Origin of the sequence: Capnocytophaga haemolytica (genome assembly GCF_001553545.1) — a bacterium.
GTDB lineage: Bacteria > Bacteroidota > Bacteroidia > Flavobacteriales > Flavobacteriaceae > Capnocytophaga > Capnocytophaga haemolytica.
The window spans coordinates 119,384-135,256 of sequence record NZ_CP014227.1 but is presented as its reverse complement, the minus strand read 5'-3'; the positions used below and the strand labels follow the sequence as shown (position 1 = coordinate 135,256).

13 protein-coding genes are annotated in these 15,873 nt (G+C 46.9%); 10 read left to right on the top strand and 3 right to left on the bottom strand.

Annotation, left to right across the window (positions count from 1 at the left end):
- Positions 1-40 precede the first annotated feature (40 nt).
- Both AXF12_RS00660 and polA read right to left on the bottom strand, forming a co-directional pair.
- Positions 41-1,405, bottom strand: coding sequence for a UDP-N-acetylmuramoyl-tripeptide--D-alanyl-D-alanine ligase (locus AXF12_RS00660; protein WP_066427679.1), 1,365 nt, complete (start codon positions 1,403-1,405; stop codon positions 41-43).
- Positions 1,406-1,440: 35 nt separating this feature from the next.
- Positions 1,441-4,239, bottom strand: a complete 2,799-nt coding sequence (polA, locus tag AXF12_RS00655; protein ID WP_082752948.1) for a DNA polymerase I — start codon at positions 4,237-4,239, stop codon at positions 1,441-1,443.
- A gap of 474 nt (positions 4,240-4,713) precedes the next feature.
- On the opposite strand from polA, the gene AXF12_RS00650 reads away from it, so the two are divergent.
- The 6 genes from AXF12_RS00650 to AXF12_RS00630 all read left to right on the top strand — a co-directional run bounded on the left by AXF12_RS00650 (position 4,714) and on the right by AXF12_RS00630 (position 10,059).
- Positions 4,714-5,493 (top strand): class I SAM-dependent methyltransferase, encoded by a 780-nt coding sequence (locus tag AXF12_RS00650; RefSeq protein ID WP_066427675.1) that lies wholly within the window; start codon positions 4,714-4,716, stop codon positions 5,491-5,493.
- A 142-nt stretch (positions 5,494-5,635) separates the two neighbouring features.
- Positions 5,636-6,691 (top strand): cation:proton antiporter, encoded by a 1,056-nt coding sequence (locus tag AXF12_RS00645; RefSeq protein ID WP_317045034.1) that lies wholly within the window; start codon positions 5,636-5,638, stop codon positions 6,689-6,691.
- Between the two features lie 2 nt (positions 6,692-6,693).
- The gene (locus AXF12_RS12685; RefSeq protein WP_317045037.1) at positions 6,694-7,218 is read left to right on the top strand and encodes a cation:proton antiporter domain-containing protein; all 525 of its coding nucleotides are present in this window, start codon (positions 6,694-6,696) and stop codon (positions 7,216-7,218) included.
- A 31-nt stretch (positions 7,219-7,249) separates the two neighbouring features.
- Positions 7,250-8,215: a gliding motility lipoprotein GldB gene (gldB, locus tag AXF12_RS00640; RefSeq protein WP_449384834.1), complete on the top strand. Its 966-nt coding sequence runs from the start codon at positions 7,250-7,252 to the stop codon at positions 8,213-8,215.
- The gene (gldC, locus tag AXF12_RS00635; RefSeq protein WP_066427671.1) at positions 8,215-8,547 is read left to right on the top strand and encodes a gliding motility protein GldC; all 333 of its coding nucleotides are present in this window, start codon (positions 8,215-8,217) and stop codon (positions 8,545-8,547) included. Before gldB ends, gldC begins: the two co-directional genes overlap by 1 nt.
- Positions 8,548-8,577: 30 nt before the next feature.
- Positions 8,578-10,059 (top strand): bifunctional ADP-dependent NAD(P)H-hydrate dehydratase/NAD(P)H-hydrate epimerase, encoded by a 1,482-nt coding sequence (locus AXF12_RS00630; protein WP_066427669.1) that lies wholly within the window; start codon positions 8,578-8,580, stop codon positions 10,057-10,059.
- Positions 10,060-10,120: 61 nt separating this feature from the next.
- Here AXF12_RS00630 and AXF12_RS00625 read toward each other — a convergent pair whose 3' ends face one another.
- A complete protein-coding gene (locus AXF12_RS00625; RefSeq protein ID WP_066427668.1) occupies positions 10,121-11,059 on the bottom strand; it encodes an SPFH domain-containing protein in 939 nt (312 codons plus the stop codon).
- 317 nt (positions 11,060-11,376) lie between these two features.
- On the opposite strand from AXF12_RS00625, the gene AXF12_RS00620 reads away from it, so the two are divergent.
- The 4 genes from AXF12_RS00620 to AXF12_RS00605 all read left to right on the top strand — a co-directional run bounded on the left by AXF12_RS00620 (position 11,377) and on the right by AXF12_RS00605 (position 15,817).
- The gene (locus tag AXF12_RS00620; protein ID WP_066427667.1) at positions 11,377-13,653 is read left to right on the top strand and encodes an inorganic phosphate transporter; all 2,277 of its coding nucleotides are present in this window, start codon (positions 11,377-11,379) and stop codon (positions 13,651-13,653) included.
- A gap of 99 nt (positions 13,654-13,752) precedes the next feature.
- Entirely contained in the window at positions 13,753-14,007 is a 255-nt protein-coding gene (locus AXF12_RS00615) for a hypothetical protein (protein WP_143325026.1), read from the top strand.
- 343 nt (positions 14,008-14,350) lie between these two features.
- Positions 14,351-14,494 carry a hypothetical protein gene (locus tag AXF12_RS12185; protein ID WP_159429712.1) on the top strand — a complete coding sequence of 48 codons (144 nt, stop codon included), beginning with the start codon at positions 14,351-14,353 and terminating at the stop codon, positions 14,492-14,494.
- Positions 14,495-14,626: 132 nt separating this feature from the next.
- The gene (locus AXF12_RS00605) at positions 14,627-15,817 is read left to right on the top strand and encodes a phosphoglycerate kinase (RefSeq protein WP_066427663.1); all 1,191 of its coding nucleotides are present in this window, start codon (positions 14,627-14,629) and stop codon (positions 15,815-15,817) included.
- Positions 15,818-15,873: the final 56 nt, after the last annotated feature.

The following is a 15,873-nucleotide window of genomic DNA, read 5'->3' as shown; positions in this document are numbered from 1 at the left end:
GAAATAAGATAAGCAGAAACATAGAGAAATAACAGAAGGGCTACTCACTGAGTAGCCCTTCTGTTATGATGCGCTCCAATGCCATACCGCGCGAGCCTTTGATGAGGATGAGGGTATCTGCGAAAGCATCCTTAGGGAAGCTCGCTGCGAATGCTTCAAAGGTCTTGTATTTAGGGTAGGAGGTATCGGTAGCGCTAAACTGTTCGCCTATAAGGTATACACCTGCCCAAGAGTGCTCACTTATCAAATCGACGATACGCTGGTGCTCAGCCGCTGCGTAGGAGCCGAGTTCGAACATATCGCCTAATATAAGAGCTTTTTTAGCAAAGCCTTCCATTGCCACTACGTTGCCAATAGCGGCTGTCATACTGCTGGGATTGGCGTTGTAGGCGTCCAGCACAACGGTATTGCTACCGCATTTCAGGAATTGATTGCGGTTGTTGTTAGGCACGTACTGCTCTATTCCGCGCTTGATAGCCGCAGGAGAAAGCTTGAAATAGCGCCCGATGGCGATCGCTGCTGCCACGTTGGTGAAGTTGTAATCGCCGCGCAGGTGTGCTGCGATGGTAGTATGGGGTTCGGTAAAGCCTTCGATATCCTCAGGGAGAAAGTCGATGGCGTGCGTAGCAGGCTCAGCAGTAAGGCTCTGGCTGCTATCGGTGAGCAAAGCCGTGACTGGCTGGGTGGCAAGGCACTGAATGTGCACATTTGCCATAGGAGTATCGCCAAAGGTGTAAACGTGCTCATAACTTGCTACAAGCCCAGCCTGCAGCGTGTCCTTTGCATTGAGGAAGATAGTTTTATGGTGGGCTTTTAAGTAGTCAAAAAGCTCGCCTTTGGTCTTTACAACCCCTTCAAAAGAGCCAAAGCCCTCTAAGTGTGCCTTGCCGATGCTGGTAATGTAGCCATAGTCAGGTTCGGCAATATTGCAAAGGAAGGCTATCTCCCCAGGGTGATTGGCACCCATTTCCACTACCGCAATGTCTGTTTCAGGCTTTATGGAGAGCAATGTTAGTGGTACGCCAATATGGTTATTGAGGTTGCCACGTGTGGAGACTACCTGCATACCTTGACCAAGCACAGAAGCGATCAGCTCCTTAGTAGTGGTTTTGCCGTTGCTGCCTGTAATGCCTATCACTAAGGTGCCGAGCGTGCGGCGGTGGTAATTCGCCAGCTGCTGTAAGGTGGAGAGCACGTCATCGACTACGAGCATTTGCTCAGATGCCTTCACAGCAGGCTCATCGATGATAGCATAGGCAGCCCCTTTAGCAAGGGCTTCTTCAGCAAATAGATTGCCATTGAAGTACTCCCCTTTTAGAGCAAAATAGAGGCAACCTTCGGTAATAGCACGGCTATCGGTGCATACGCCTGTGGAGGCGGTAAACTTTTCGTATAGAGATTTCATATCTGTTTTCTCAATTTTATAAATTATTCATTATCCTAATGCGCATCCAGCCAATTATCTCCTATCCCTATGTCTACTACCAGCGGCACAGCGAGGTTGTAGGCATTTTCCATCGCTTCTTTGATGAGGGGCTTTACTATTTCTATTTCACTGCGGGGCACGTCAAATACGAGTTCGTCGTGCACTTGTAGCAGCATCTTGGTCTGTAAGTGCTCACGTTGTAGCTGCTCGTAGATGCGTATCATCGCTATCTTGATGATGTCCGCCGCAGAGCCTTGTATGGGCGCATTTACGGCATTGCGCTCTGCCCCTCCGCGTACCACTTGGTTGTGCGAGTGTATGTCGGGCAGGTAACGCCTGCGCCCGAGCACCGTCTCCACATAGCCGTGTTCGCGGGCAAAAGCAATCTGTTTATCAATATATTCACGCAGGTGCGGATAGGTAGCGTAGTAGGTGTCAATCAGCTCCTTGCTCTCGGTGCGGCTCAGCTCGGTCTGACTGCTCAGCCCAAAGGCAGAAGCACCATAAATAATCCCGAAGTTCACTGTTTTGGCGTGGCTGCGCTGCTCGCGGGTTACCTCCTCAAGGGGCACCCCAAAGACTTTAGCAGCGGTAGAGCGGTGAATATCTTCCTTGCGCAGAAAAGCCTCAATCATATTGTGTTCCTCACTCAATGCAGCAATGATGCGTAGCTCTATCTGCGAGTAGTCGGCAGAGAGCAACACATAATCGGGGTTGCGAGCTACAAAAGCCTTGCGCACCTGCTGCCCACGTGGGGTACGGATCGGTATGTTTTGTAGGTTAGGCTCGTTGCTGCTGAGTCGGCCTGTGGCAGCTACGGTCTGCATATAGGTGGTGTGCACGCGCCCTGTGGTGTGGCTCACCTCCTCGGGCAGCGCATCTACGTAGGTGGATTTGAGCTTCTGCAAGCCGCGCCACTCCAAGATATTCTTTACAATGGGGTGCTTATCCGCTAAGGGCGAGAGCACCTCCTCTGAGGTTGCGTATTGCCCTGTTTTGGTCTTCTTGGGCTTACTCACGAGCTTTAATCGCTCAAAAAGCACCTCACCCAACTGCTTAGGCGAACCGAGGTTAAAGGGTGTGCCTGCCTGCTCGGCTATGCTCGCCTCTAATTCCAGTATATCGCTGTCTAATCCTTTGGAGAGTTCTTTGAGATAGTCCACATCGAGGCGAATCCCCTCGCGCTCCATCGCTGCCAATACTTTGATCAGTGGTGCCTCGAGGCGGTAATACACCTTGTCGGCATTTACTTCGGGCAACTTCGCCTTAAAGAGCACGCCCAATTGCCACGTAACATCGGCGTCTTCGGTGGCGTATTCTTTTAGCTGCTCTATCGGCACGGTGCGCATTGAGCGTTGTGCCTTGCCTTTGCCTATCAGGCTTTCAATAGCTATCGGCGTGTAATTGAGATAGGTCTCGGCAAGCAAATCCATATTGTGGCGCGAATCGGGGTTGATGAGGTAATGGGCGAGCATCGTATCGAAGAGCATCCCCTGCACGTCTATATGGTAGTTTTGCAGCACTTTTAGGTCGTATTTGAGGTTCTGTCCTACCTTGCTGATATTCGGGTTCTCAAAGAACGGACGCAGTTCGTCCACTACTGTCTGCGCTGCTGCTTGTTCCTCAGGGATAGGCACATAATAGCCCTTGTGCGCATCCCACGAGAAGGAGATGCCCACCAACTGCGCCTCCAAGGCATTGAGCGAGGTTGTTTCGGTATCAAAGCACACTTCCGATTGTTGCAACAGACTTTTTAGCAGCATCTTGCGTGCCATTGGGCTATCGGCTACTTGGTAAAAATGCGGCGTGCTCTCAGCCGTCTGCTTGCTGCTCAGTGGGGCAGAAGTAGCACCTGTACCCTCCTCCATAGGCGGTGCAAAGAGGTCTAACTGTCCGCTTGCCTTCGCCTTAGGTTGTGGCGGGATATATGTGTCGGGGGCGTAAGTGCGCAGCAGGTTTTGCAGTAGTGCGCGGAACTCCAATTCCTCAAAGAGGGCCGTTACGGCCTGCATATCGGGCTGCGAGAGTGCACAATCCTTCTCATCAAAATGCACAGGTACATCGAGCATAATGGTTGCTAATTGCTTGGAGAGTACCCCCTTTTCCTTGTTGTTTTCAATGTTCTCGCGCAGTTTTCCTTTGAGCTTATCGGTATTAGCCAATAGGTTTTCCATACTGCCAAACTCAGCGAGCAGTTTCTTGGCGGTCTTTTCGCCTACGCCAGGCAGACCAGGGATGTTATCCACCGCATCGCCCATCATACCGAGAAAGTCGATTACCTGCTCAGGACGTGCTACCTCAAACTTCTCCTGCACCTCCTTTACGCCCCACACCTCAATGTCGCCTCCCTTACCCGCAGGGCGATACATAAAGATATGCTCCGAGACGAGCTGTGCATAATCCTTGTCGGGGGTAACCATATACACCTGGTAGCCCTGTGCCTCTGCCTGTTTGGAGAGCGTTCCGATGATGTCGTCCGCCTCGTAGCCCTCTTTTTCGAGGATAGGGATATGCAGTGCGCGCAGTATCTCGTGGATATAGGGCACGGCGATGCGTATCGCCTCGGGCGTCTCATCGCGATTGGCTTTGTACTCAGGGTAGAGCGCAAAACGTGCCTCACTGCCCCCTTTGTCGAAAGCCACAGCGAGATGGTCGGGGCGTTCGCGCTTGATAACATCAAAAAGTGAGTTCATAAACCCCAAGATAGCCGAAGTATTCAGCCCTTTGGAGTTGATACGCGGATTCTTGATAAAAGCGTAATAGCCCCTAAAAATAAGGGCATACGCATCTAAAAGGAATAGTTTTTTCATCAAATTCTTAACTTCTACTTTCCAGTTCTTAGCACTTTAGCTAAACAGCACCTTCTTTGCTGAAAGCCAAAAGCTAATAGCTAATTAGGAGGCAAAGATACAAAATCTTCCTTTACCATCAGCTATTTTGATAAATAAAAACAAGAAAAACCAGCTATACATAACAGCCGCAGCCTTTTACACCTCAATAATAAATCACCCACTTAATCACCATCTACAACAAAACTACCCACTAACCATTACAAAGCTAAAACGGACACAGAACGGACAAACTCCATAAGCCAATGCTTCGGTGAACCGTCGCTATATAGCCCCCTCTTGGCTACTCTATCTTTCCCTGCTTTTTCTACAAGCTATCTACCCATTAATAAAAACTAAATAAAAATAGCTGCATAATTAAATTTATTCGCTACCTTTGCGCTTTCTAAAGGAGATAAAAATATCTTTATTGTTCAACAAATTTAATCACATCAGTTTATGAAAGTAGAAAACACTTTAAACGAAAAGCAAGGGCACTGGATTCTTGCTAAGCTCGGTAAGCGTGTGCTCCGCCCTGGAGGTCGTGAGCTTACCGAAAAACTCATCAATGGGTTGCAAATAAGCAACGATGACGATGTAGTAGAATTTGCCCCTGGCTTGGGCTTCACTGCCGCTCTTACTTGCGCACGACGCCCACACAGTTATACAGGGGTCGACCTCAATGAGGCTGCCGCAGCAAAAGCGCGCAAAAGCCTCAATTATGACAAGGCTAAAATCATCATTGCCGACGCTTCTGAAACAGGCTTGCCCGATGGCTCAGCCACCAAAGTATACGGCGAGGCAATGCTGACGATGCAGCCTTTAGAGCATAAAAAAGCTATCATTGGTGAGGCATACCGCCTACTGAAATCGGGAGGCTATTACGGTATCCACGAACTGGGATTGAAGCCCAATGATGTGTCCGACACTGTAAAAGAGGACATCTTTAAGGAACTGAGCTCCACCATACGCGTACATGCCCGCCCAATGACAGAAGCCGAATGGACGGAACTGCTCAAAGAACAAGGCTTTAAGGTCGTCAGCGTCTTTGAAGCCCCAATGCACCTCGTCGAAAGAAAGCGTATGATACAAGATGAAGGCTTTCTACGCTTCCTGAAAATAGCCTTTAACCTCTTGCGCTTCCCCGAACTGCGTAAGCGTGTCAAGAAGATGAAGGCTACTTTCCGCAAGCACGATAAAAACCTTTCAGGTATTGCTATCGTAGCGCAGAAAGTCTAATCACAGAGGTCAGCGAACAGGGGTCAGAGATCAGAGAACAGAAGTTAGGGATGTTAGTTTCTGCTTTCTGCTCTCTGATCTCTGCTTCTCATTTCTAAAAAAAGTTGTATCTTTGCCGCCTGAGAACTTATAAATAGCATTTATGGCAATCAATGTATCTTTATTCTTGTTGTTGCTTTTGGTGATTATTGCTCTGATGCTCGTTGCCAATAAGCTGAAAATCGCTTACCCTATTCTGTTGGTAATTGGCGGTTTAGCTTTGAGTTTTATTCCGAATTTGCCTAAGGTACATATCAATCCTGAACTGATATTCATCGTCTTTCTGCCACCTTTGCTTTATGAGGAGACGTGGGCTATCTCGCAGAAGGAGCTATGGAAATGGCGACGCATTATCATCAGTCTGGCATTCCCTGCAGTGTTTATCACGGCAGCGGCGGTGGCGTGGGTTGCCAATATGGTCTTCCCAGGGTTTGCACTTCCTTTGGGTTTCTTGCTTGGGGGAATAGTATCGCCTACGGACACTGTGAGTACGAATGCGATTGCTAAGTTTGTGAAAATACCTAAGCGCATAGAGGTGATTTTGGGCAATGAGAGTCTGCTCAACGACGCTTCTGGCTTGATTGTCTTTCGTATGGCAGCCATTGCCGTTACTACGGGTCAGTTTTTGCTGGGGAAAGCCTCGCTAAACTTTGTATGGATGGTGCTTGGGGGTATTGCCATAGGGCTGGCAGTGGCTTGGCTGATGTATAAGATGCATAAATACTTACCCACAGAGCGCAATATGGATATTATCCTCACACTGATCACCCCCTACGTAATTTATATATTGGCAGATTTTGCTCAGACTTCAGGGGTGTTGGCAGTGGTAGCTGGGGCGCTTTTCCTCTCACGCAAGCGAGATGAGATCTTCGCGGCAACTACGCAGATCAATGCCATTGCGGTATGGAACGTATATGTATTTATCCTCAACGGACTGGCGTTTGCCCTCATCGGGCTCGACTTGCCACAGATATTAGAAGGCATTCAGGCAAAAGAAGGCATTGACTTGTGGACAGCTATCACCTATGGGCTTATCGTTACGGGGGTGCTCATCGTGGTGCGCTTTGGCTGTATGCTTGGGGCAGTGGTGATTACCCAGATAATGAAGCACTTCATCACAGTAGCTGATGATCGTTTGCCAGCAAGGCAGGTCCATTAGTGATGGGATGGGCAGGGATGCGCGGGGTAGTGTCGCTGGCTACGGCACTCTCTATACCGCTGACCCTTGCCGATAAGGTTACGCCCTTCCCGCATCGCGACCTGATATTGTTCATTACCTTTGTGGTGATATTAACCACCTTGGTAGTACAGGGGCTCACCCTTCCGTGGCTCATCAAGGCGGTGCCCTTCCCTGACTATGGCGACCATATTGAGGAGGCAGAGGCAGAGGATTTGATACGCAAGGAGATGGCGCGTGCAGCAGTAGCGTATATGGAAGCGAACTTCCCCGATGAGATAGAGCGCTCGTTCTTGCTGACCACCAATAAGCAGATATGGGAGCATCAGATGAGTCGCCCACTGTGTACCCTTACCAAGCACGCACGAGGACACTACATAGAGGTACTACATCATCAGCGTGAGGTGCTCACCAAGCTCAATGAAGACCCAAGCATTGATGAGGAAGTAATCAATGCCTTCCGCTATCGACTCAACTTAGAAGAAGAGAAGTGGGTGCATAATGAGTAGAAAAAAACTGTAATAAACAAATCATCATATAATGAAAAAGATATTTATACTTGCATTTATACCCTTAACCTTATGGTGCTGCACCGCTTGTGGCGATAAAAAAGAAAAGGAAATCAGCCAGATACAAGTGCCTTTCCAAGTGGTAAGGCTCGACTCTCTTTTTGTGAATACCCCTGATGAGCAGCTCTCGGACTTACAGCGCAAATATCCTCAGTTCTTCACAAAAGCCATTAGTGATGAGGAATGGCACAAGATACACCGCGATACCATCTACAAAGCACTCTATAAGGAAGTCAACAAGAGTTTAGGCGACTTTTCAGCTCAGAAGAAGGAGATAAAAAGCCTCTTTCAGCATATCAAATACTACTTTCCTAAGTTCACTCCGCCAAAGGTAGTAACCCTCCTTACTCAGGTAGATTACCAGTCGCGCGTCATTTATGCCGATTCGCTCCTGCTCATCGGTACGGACAACTATCTGGGAGAAAAACACCCTTATTACGAGAATATTCAGGCTTATATAAGCAACGAACTACAACCTCAGTACCTTACAGTAGATATCGCTGATGCTTTTGCCGACCAAATCGTACCCCACGTAGGGACGATCACCTTCTTAGATGAGATGGTCTATGAAGGCAAGAAGCTCTACTTAGAAAGCCTCTTACTGCCAGATAAAACTGAGGCGCAACTACTGCGCTACACTCCTGAGAAATACAGTTGGGCGGAGGCTAACGAAGCAATGATATGGCGCACTTTTATTGAAGATGAAGTGCTTTACCAAACCGATAAAAAACTACTGAGCCGATTTATCTTCCCTGCACCTTTTTCAAAGTTCTACCGTGAGATTGATAACGACACCCCAGGGCAGTTAGGGCGCTACATAGGCTTGCAGATCGTAAAGGCGTATGTTGAGAAACACAAGGGAGAAGCCCTCCCCAAGCTACTGGCAATGAAAGGCGAAGACCTTTTCAAACAATCACTTTACAAACCTCAGAAATAATGGTACACAGCACTTCCACTATCACACTTACCGTCGGCTTAGACGAAAATAAGATCGCTGAAGCCTTACACTTCTCAGCAGAGGACGGCGATATCACTGAGCAGGAAACCCCTTCCTTCTTCCTATCGCTATGGGACGCAGAGAACAAGCAAGCCCTGAGCGTCGACCTATGGACAAAGCAAATGCCCCTCAACGATATGAAGTTCTTCTTCTACCAGATGTTTGCCACAATGAGCGAAAAGTACCTCCAAGCCACTGACGACGAGGAGATGTACACTACAATGCAGGACTTCTGCAAGCAGTTTGCCAAAAAACTCATTGTTGAGCCTTAGGGAGCCATTCTTATTTAAACCCTTACAACTATGAAGATACTCAATACCGAACAGCTCCGAGAAGCTGACCGCATCACCATTGAAAGGCAAGGCATCACCTCTTGGCAACTGATGGAACGCGCCTCCACTCAGCTATTCCTATGGATAGAAAAGCACCTGCCTGAGGCACAATCTTTCTGCATAATGGCAGGAGTGGGCAACAACGGAGGCGACGGCTTAGCCTTAGCACGGATACTCCTCCAAAGCGGCAAGCAAGTGAGCGTATACTTAGTGCAGTTCAGCGAGCAACTCTCGGCAGACTGCCAAGCAAACCTTCATTTATTGGAAGAACTTCACCTCCCAATACACCCTATCACTGCCGAGAATGCCTCCACAATAACCCTACAAGGCGAGGTAATTGTAGATGCGATCTTTGGGGTAGGACTCAATCGCCCTGCCCCTACGTGGGTACAATCAGTTTTTGAGCGTATCAACAGTGCTGGTGCTTATGTCGTAAGTGTAGATATACCCTCGGGGGTATATACCGACAAAGCCACCCCAGATCTCTTTGTAAATCCTTCGGTAGTACTCACCTTTCAGACACCTAAATTACCGCTCTTACTCCCACAGACAGGGGTACACATCCCACAGTGGAAAGTACTCGATATCGGCTTAGATACCGACTTTATAGCCTCGCTTTCCACTGATTTTACCTATCTCACTGAAGAAATTGTTACCCCACTGCGAAAGGTTCGTAATAAGTTTGCCCATAAGGGTACCTTTGGTCACGCACTGCTCATAGGGGGTAGTTATGGCAAAATAGGTGCTGTAGTGCTCAGTGCTACGGCTGCTTTGCGGATAGGCACAGGCTTAGTCACTGCGCTTATCCCCCGATGTGGATACCCTATCCTACAAACGGCAGTGCCAGAGGCAATGGTATTGACCTCAGATAAGAAGAAACACATTAACACTATCACAGTGCCTTTCCAGCCCTCGGCAATAGGCGTTGGCGTAGGCTTGGGCAAGCATCCCGATACAGCAGAAGCACTTTTTGAGCTATTCGATTTGTACGCCCAAGTGCCCTTTGTAATTGATGCCGATGCACTGAATTTGCTCGCTCAGCACAACGAAGCGCAAACGAAGATACCACGGAGCGCTATCCTCACTCCTCACCCCAAGGAATTGGAGCGCCTTATTGGTAGTTGGAATGACGACTTTGAGAAGATAGAAAAAGCGAAGACTTTTGCCCTTAAGCATAGCATTATTCTTATTGTAAAAGGGGCACATACCCTTATCACTGATGGTGTACACTGCTGGCTGAACTCCTCAGGCAATGTGGGGATGGCTACGGGTGGCAGTGGCGATGTCCTCACAGGGATCCTCACGGGGCTACGTGCCCAAGGCTATAGCCCTTTGGAGGCTGCTTTGCTGGGTGTATTTGAGCACGGCAGAAGAGGGGATGCCGTAGCTCAGCGTATCGGCGAGGAGGCTTTAATAGCGCGCGATTTGGCAGGAAGTTGTTTCTCCCTGTAACGCACAAGGGGCAGTCCTAAAATAGTAGGACTGCCCCTTGTACACTTCTTGTAGAGGAAAGTTATTCCTCTTTTTTCCTCTTGCTATGCTCCTTCATCTTCTCTGAGATCTGTGCAGAGGCTGTAAAGGAGGTAATCATATTGTTGAGCATCTCGTTGCCTGCTTCAGGCGAGTTAGGTAGCAAGATAAGATTGCTGTTAGCCTGTTGCCCTACTGATTGGAGCGTATCGTAATGCTGGGTCACCACGATAAGGGCTGATGCCTCTTGCGAACTGATCCCCACCTTGTGCAGTACTCCTACGCTTTCCACCAATCCACGGGCTATTTCGCGCCGCTGATCGGCAATACCTTGCCCTTGCAGTCGCTTGCTTTCAGCCTCGGCTTTGGCTTTTTCTACAATGAGAATACGCTGTGCATCCCCTTCGTACTGTGCGGCTACTTTTTCGCGTTCAGCAGCGTTGATGCGGTTCATTGCCGCTTTTACTTGGGCGTCAGGGTCAATGTCGGTAACGAGGGTTTTGATGATGTCGTAGCCATAGGTCTCCATCGACTCCTGCACTTCGCGCTTTACAGCAATAGCGATATCGTCTTTCTTCACGAAGACGTCGTCGAGCTTCATCTTAGGTACTTCGGCGCGCACCACATCGAATACGTAGCTGGTAATCTGGTCGTGAGGGTACTCGAGCTTGTAGATAGCATCGTAGACCTTATCCTTAATCACGACGAACTGCACCGATACTTTAATCTTTACAAATACATCATCGAGGGTTTTGGTTTCGACAACCACGTCGAGCTGCTGTATTTTCAGGCTGATACGGGCTGCAATCTTGTCGAATACAGGTATTTTAAACTGTAAGCCTGAGTGGCGTATGCTCTGGAATTTGCCAAAGCGCTCAATAGATACGGCGGTTTGTTGCCTCACAGTAAAAACTGCTCCTAATAGAAGGACTACTCCTATGAAGACAACAATAATAAAACTGAAATTAAAACTTTCTATCATAATGGTATAATTAAAATTTGCGGCTAAAATAGTAATACTTTTTTAGTTATGCAATAGTTAGGTTTATTTTTTTTAGGACAGCACTTTATAAGTAGTTTATAAATAAGGTATTAAAGAAGAAAAATAAATTTAGACACTTCCTCTTGCCTAATACAAGAGAACCTTTTATACAACTATAAAAGTATATTTTTCTACGGTATTTGGTGGGTGATGTGTCAATTGGTAGTGCACAATTTGCTGTGTTATTTTTTTCTGTTTTTCTATTGTGGTTTCATCAAAATATTGTAATTTTGTGCCGTAAATGTAAAACAAGCGTAATGGAGCAAGTTTATATCTTTATGCTGTTCGTGTTCTGCGCCTTGGCTATCGTGGATTTGGTAGTGGGCGTGAGCAACGATGCAGGCAATTTCCTCAACTCGGCAGTGGGCTCAAAGGTGGCTACGCTGCGTACGATAATGATTGTAGCCAGCGTGGGGGTGGCTCTGGGGGCTATCTTTTCCAGCGGGATGATGGAGATCGCTCGTAAGGGAATTTTTAACCCTACTCAGTTCTATTTCAATGAGGTAATGGTAATCTTTATGGCGGTAATCTTAGCCGACATATTGCTTTTAGACCTCTTCAATACGCTGGGGCTGCCGACCTCTACTACGGTCTCCATCGTCTTTGAACTGCTGGGGGCATCGGTGTGCGTGGCGTGCATCAAGATATTCAAGGCAGGTGCGCCGCTTACGGATATCTTCCAGTATATCAATACGGCAGAGGCAAGTAAGCTCGTTTCGGGGATCTTTATTTCAGTGGCAGTTGCCTTTGTGGTGGGGACGATAGTGCAGTGGCTGGCGCGCTTGGTGTTTAGCTTTAATTACGACAGGACGATCAAATACATAGGGGGCATTTTCGGCGGTATCTCGCTGACGGCACTCTCTTATTTTATTATCTTCAAGGGGCTGAAAGGTGTGGCGTTTATCCCTGTGGAGGCGATCACTTGGATGGAGGAGAATATGTTATGGTTGCTCTTGGCTTGCTTTGTGCTGTGGTCAGTGCTCTCGCAAGTGCTTATTGCCCTGCGGGTTAATATCTTCCGCATCATTATCCTGAGCGGTACTTTTGCCTTGGCAATGGCTTTTGCGGGTAACGACTTAGTGAACTTTATTGGGGTGCCTGTGGCGGCGTATCAGTCGTATGACTTGTGGCACGTTTCGGGTGTGGAGTACAACCGCTTTACGATGGAAGGGCTATTGGGCAATATGGGTACGCCTACCGCGATATTGCTTTTGACGGGCTTTATTATGATTCTCACGCTGTGGTTCTCGAAGAAGGCGCGCAGTGTGATTGAAACAGGGGTGAAGCTCTCGCGCCAGAGTGAGGGTGGTGAGGAGCAGTTCTCGGCGAACTTCCTGTCGCGCTTTTTGGTGCGCATCACCGTGTTGGGGGCGGCGGCAGTCAATGCCATTACTCCTAAATCCTTACAGAAGAAGATAGACGCGCGCTTTGAGGCGGCGGCAGAGGATAAGACCATTAAAGAGGAAGATCGCCCAGCGTTTGACCTCGTGCGGGCGGCGATCAACTTGGTGGTATCAAGTAGCCTTATAGCTATCGGTACTTCGATGAAGCAGCCGCTATCGACTACCTACGTAACGTTTATGGTGGCTATGGGTTCGTCGTTGGCTGACCGTGCGTGGGGTAGGGATAGTGCTGTGTTCCGTGTGGCAGGAGTGCTGAATGTAGTAGGCGGGTGGTTCCTCACGGCGATTGTCGCTTTCTTGGGGGCGTTCGTAGTAGCGGGCATTCTCTACTATGGCAACATCATTGGGCTCATCGTGATGATCGTAGTGGTGGCACTTTTCTTGCTTCGCAGTGCGGTGGTGTACCGCAATCGGCAACGTGCCAAAGGCAGCGTACGCCGCTTTGAGAGCAGCGACTTGGCGACTATCGGCGGAGTGATTAAGGAGAGCTCTAACTATGTGGCTGAGACCTTTGAGCGCATTGATGAGCTCTATGCCAAAGTGGTGAAGAACCTCAGTGCGCAAGACCTCAGTAAGCTCACCAAGAACAAGAAGAATGCTAAGAAATTAGAGAAGGAGCTCGATGCCCTCAAGGGGAATATCTATTACTTTATCAAGTCGCTCAATGAGAGTTCGGTAGCGTCGAGTAAGTTCTACATTCTGATATTAGACTATTTGCAGGATATGGCACAATGCCTTACCGCCATTACCGTCAGTGCGTACGACCACGTGAATAACAACCACAAGCCGCTGAAGTTCTATCAGTTGCGCGATCTGAAGAGTATCGCCGATAGAATAGCCGATCTCTTTAAGCAGGAGGCTGAGATCTTTAAGAAGGAAGATTATAGCAAGATACATTTTGTGTTGGAACACTGCAAGACACTCAAAGGCGAGCTATCGCAGACGGTGCAAAAGCAGATAGACCATATCCGCACCACCGAGACGAGCCCTAAGACTACGAAACTCTATTTTAGTATATTGCTTGAAACCAACGCCTTGGTGAGGGCTAATAACAATCTGCTAATGCAGTTCGACGAGTACAACAAGCAGCGTAAGACCCCTAAGAGTAAGCTCACGGCGTTGATGCGGTAGGAGGAGCTTTTAGACAGTAGCTTTTAGAATTAGAATAGGTGAAAGGGTTGTTCTCAAGGTGTAGGGATAGATTGTATAATAAATTAAAGGAATGATATTATGCAGACATTAACGATAATGAATAATGCTTCGGCAGCAAACATACAGAAATTGTTAGACATCGGTAAGATTTTAGGAATCCAATTGCGTTGGGATACCACGATAGAGTCTATGGACTTTGAAAAAATCAGGGCCGAAAAGCAACAAAAGAAATTTAAGGCAATGCTCAGGCAGGGACTTGAAGAAATGGAGTTATGTCGTAAAGGAAAGTTAAAACCCAAAAGTTTAGATGAATTGCTTAATGAATTGGATTAATGGAATATGCTTTTGACACGACACCAGTATTTGATAAAGAGTTTAAGAAACTCTATAAGAAATACAAGTCTATTAAAGATGATATAAAAACACCTTCGAGACGAATTCATTACCAATCCTGATCTTGGAGAGTCGTTAGGAGGAGGTATTCGTAAGATAAGAATGAATATCACTTCTAAAAATCAAGGGAAAAGTGGAGGTGCAAGAGTTATTACACACGAAATATTGCTACACATTGATCAAAAGGATATTAACTCCGTTTACTTTATCTCTATTTATGATAAATCAGAATATGATACAGTAGACATAGATACGATCAAGAAATATATCAAAGAAGTGAGAAATGTGGCAACTCAAGAATAAAATAAAAGCTATAGAAGAACTACCTGCGGATGTACAGCAATGTGCGTTAGATAGTACCGATAAGGATATACCTGAGTGGCATAAGTGTGAATTAGATTGGTGTATAACACACTTTGATGAGTAGTATGCTAAGGCAGAGGACTTTTGGGAGGTGATACAATCTATAAAAGAGATTATGCCACTAAATAAATTAGAGTAATGTAATTTAAAAATTATTTGTAATTTTGCACCTTGAAAATAATAATATAATTTATATATGAAGACCATAGACAATTTTAATTTTGCGGGCAAGAAAGCCTTGATTAGAGTGGACTTTAATGTGCCATTGGACGAGAACTTTAAGGTTACTGACAATACACGTATTGAAGCAGCGAAACCTACTATTGAGAAGGTACTAAAAGATGGTGGCACTGTAGTGCTAATGAGCCACCTTGGACGCCCCAAAGGAGAACGCAACGACAAGTATTCACTGCGCCATATTGTGGGTGAGGTGGAGAAAGTATTAGGAAAGAAGGTTATTTTTGTTGATGAATGTGTAGGGGCAAAGGCAGAGAAAGCTGTAGCAGAGGCACCAGCTGGCAGTGTAGTGCTTTTGGAGAATTTACGTTTCCACAAGGAAGAAGAAAAAGGTGATGAAGGTTTTTCAAAAGAGCTTGCTAAACTTGGTGATATCTATGTAAATGATGCTTTCGGTACCGCACACCGTGCACACGCTTCTACGACTATTGTAGCGAAATTCTTCCCTCAAAATAAGTGCTTTGGCTACCTTTTGGCAAAAGAAATTGAGAGTATCGACAAGGTGATGAAGAGTGGTGAGAAACCAGTATTGGCAATCCTTGGTGGCTCGAAAGTGTCATCGAAGATCACTATTATTGAGAATATCTTAGACAAAGTGAACCATCTGATTATCGGGGGCGGTATGGCTTATACCTTCATCAAAGCACAAGGAGGTAAGATTGGCAACTCTATTTGTGAAGATGACAAACAGGAGTTGGCTTTAGATATCTTAGCGAAAGCAAAAGCGAAGGGTGTACAAGTGCACTTGCCTATAGATGTAGTTGCAGCTGATGGGTTTAACAATGAGGCTAAAACCCAAGTAGTGTCTGTAAATGCTATTCCTGATGGTTGGGAAGGCTTGGATGTAGGTCCTAAGACCTTAGAGAGCTTTAAGAAGGTGATTTTAGAGTCAAAGACGATCCTTTGGAATGGTCCTGTAGGTGTGTTTGAAATGCCTAACTTTGCAAAGGGGACTATTGAAGTAGGTAACTTTATTGCTGAAGCTACTAAGAAGGGGGCTTTCTCACTCGTTGGGGGTGGCGACTCGGTAGCTGCTGTAAAGCAATTTGGCTTTGAGCACAAGGTGAGCTATGTATCTACAGGAGGTGGTGCAATGCTTGAGAGCCTTGAAGGCTTAGTATTGCCAGGTATTGCTGCAATCAATGAATAATAAGATAAAATATTTTATTTACAGGAATAGTATGAGGGGTGGTTCTGAAAAGAACT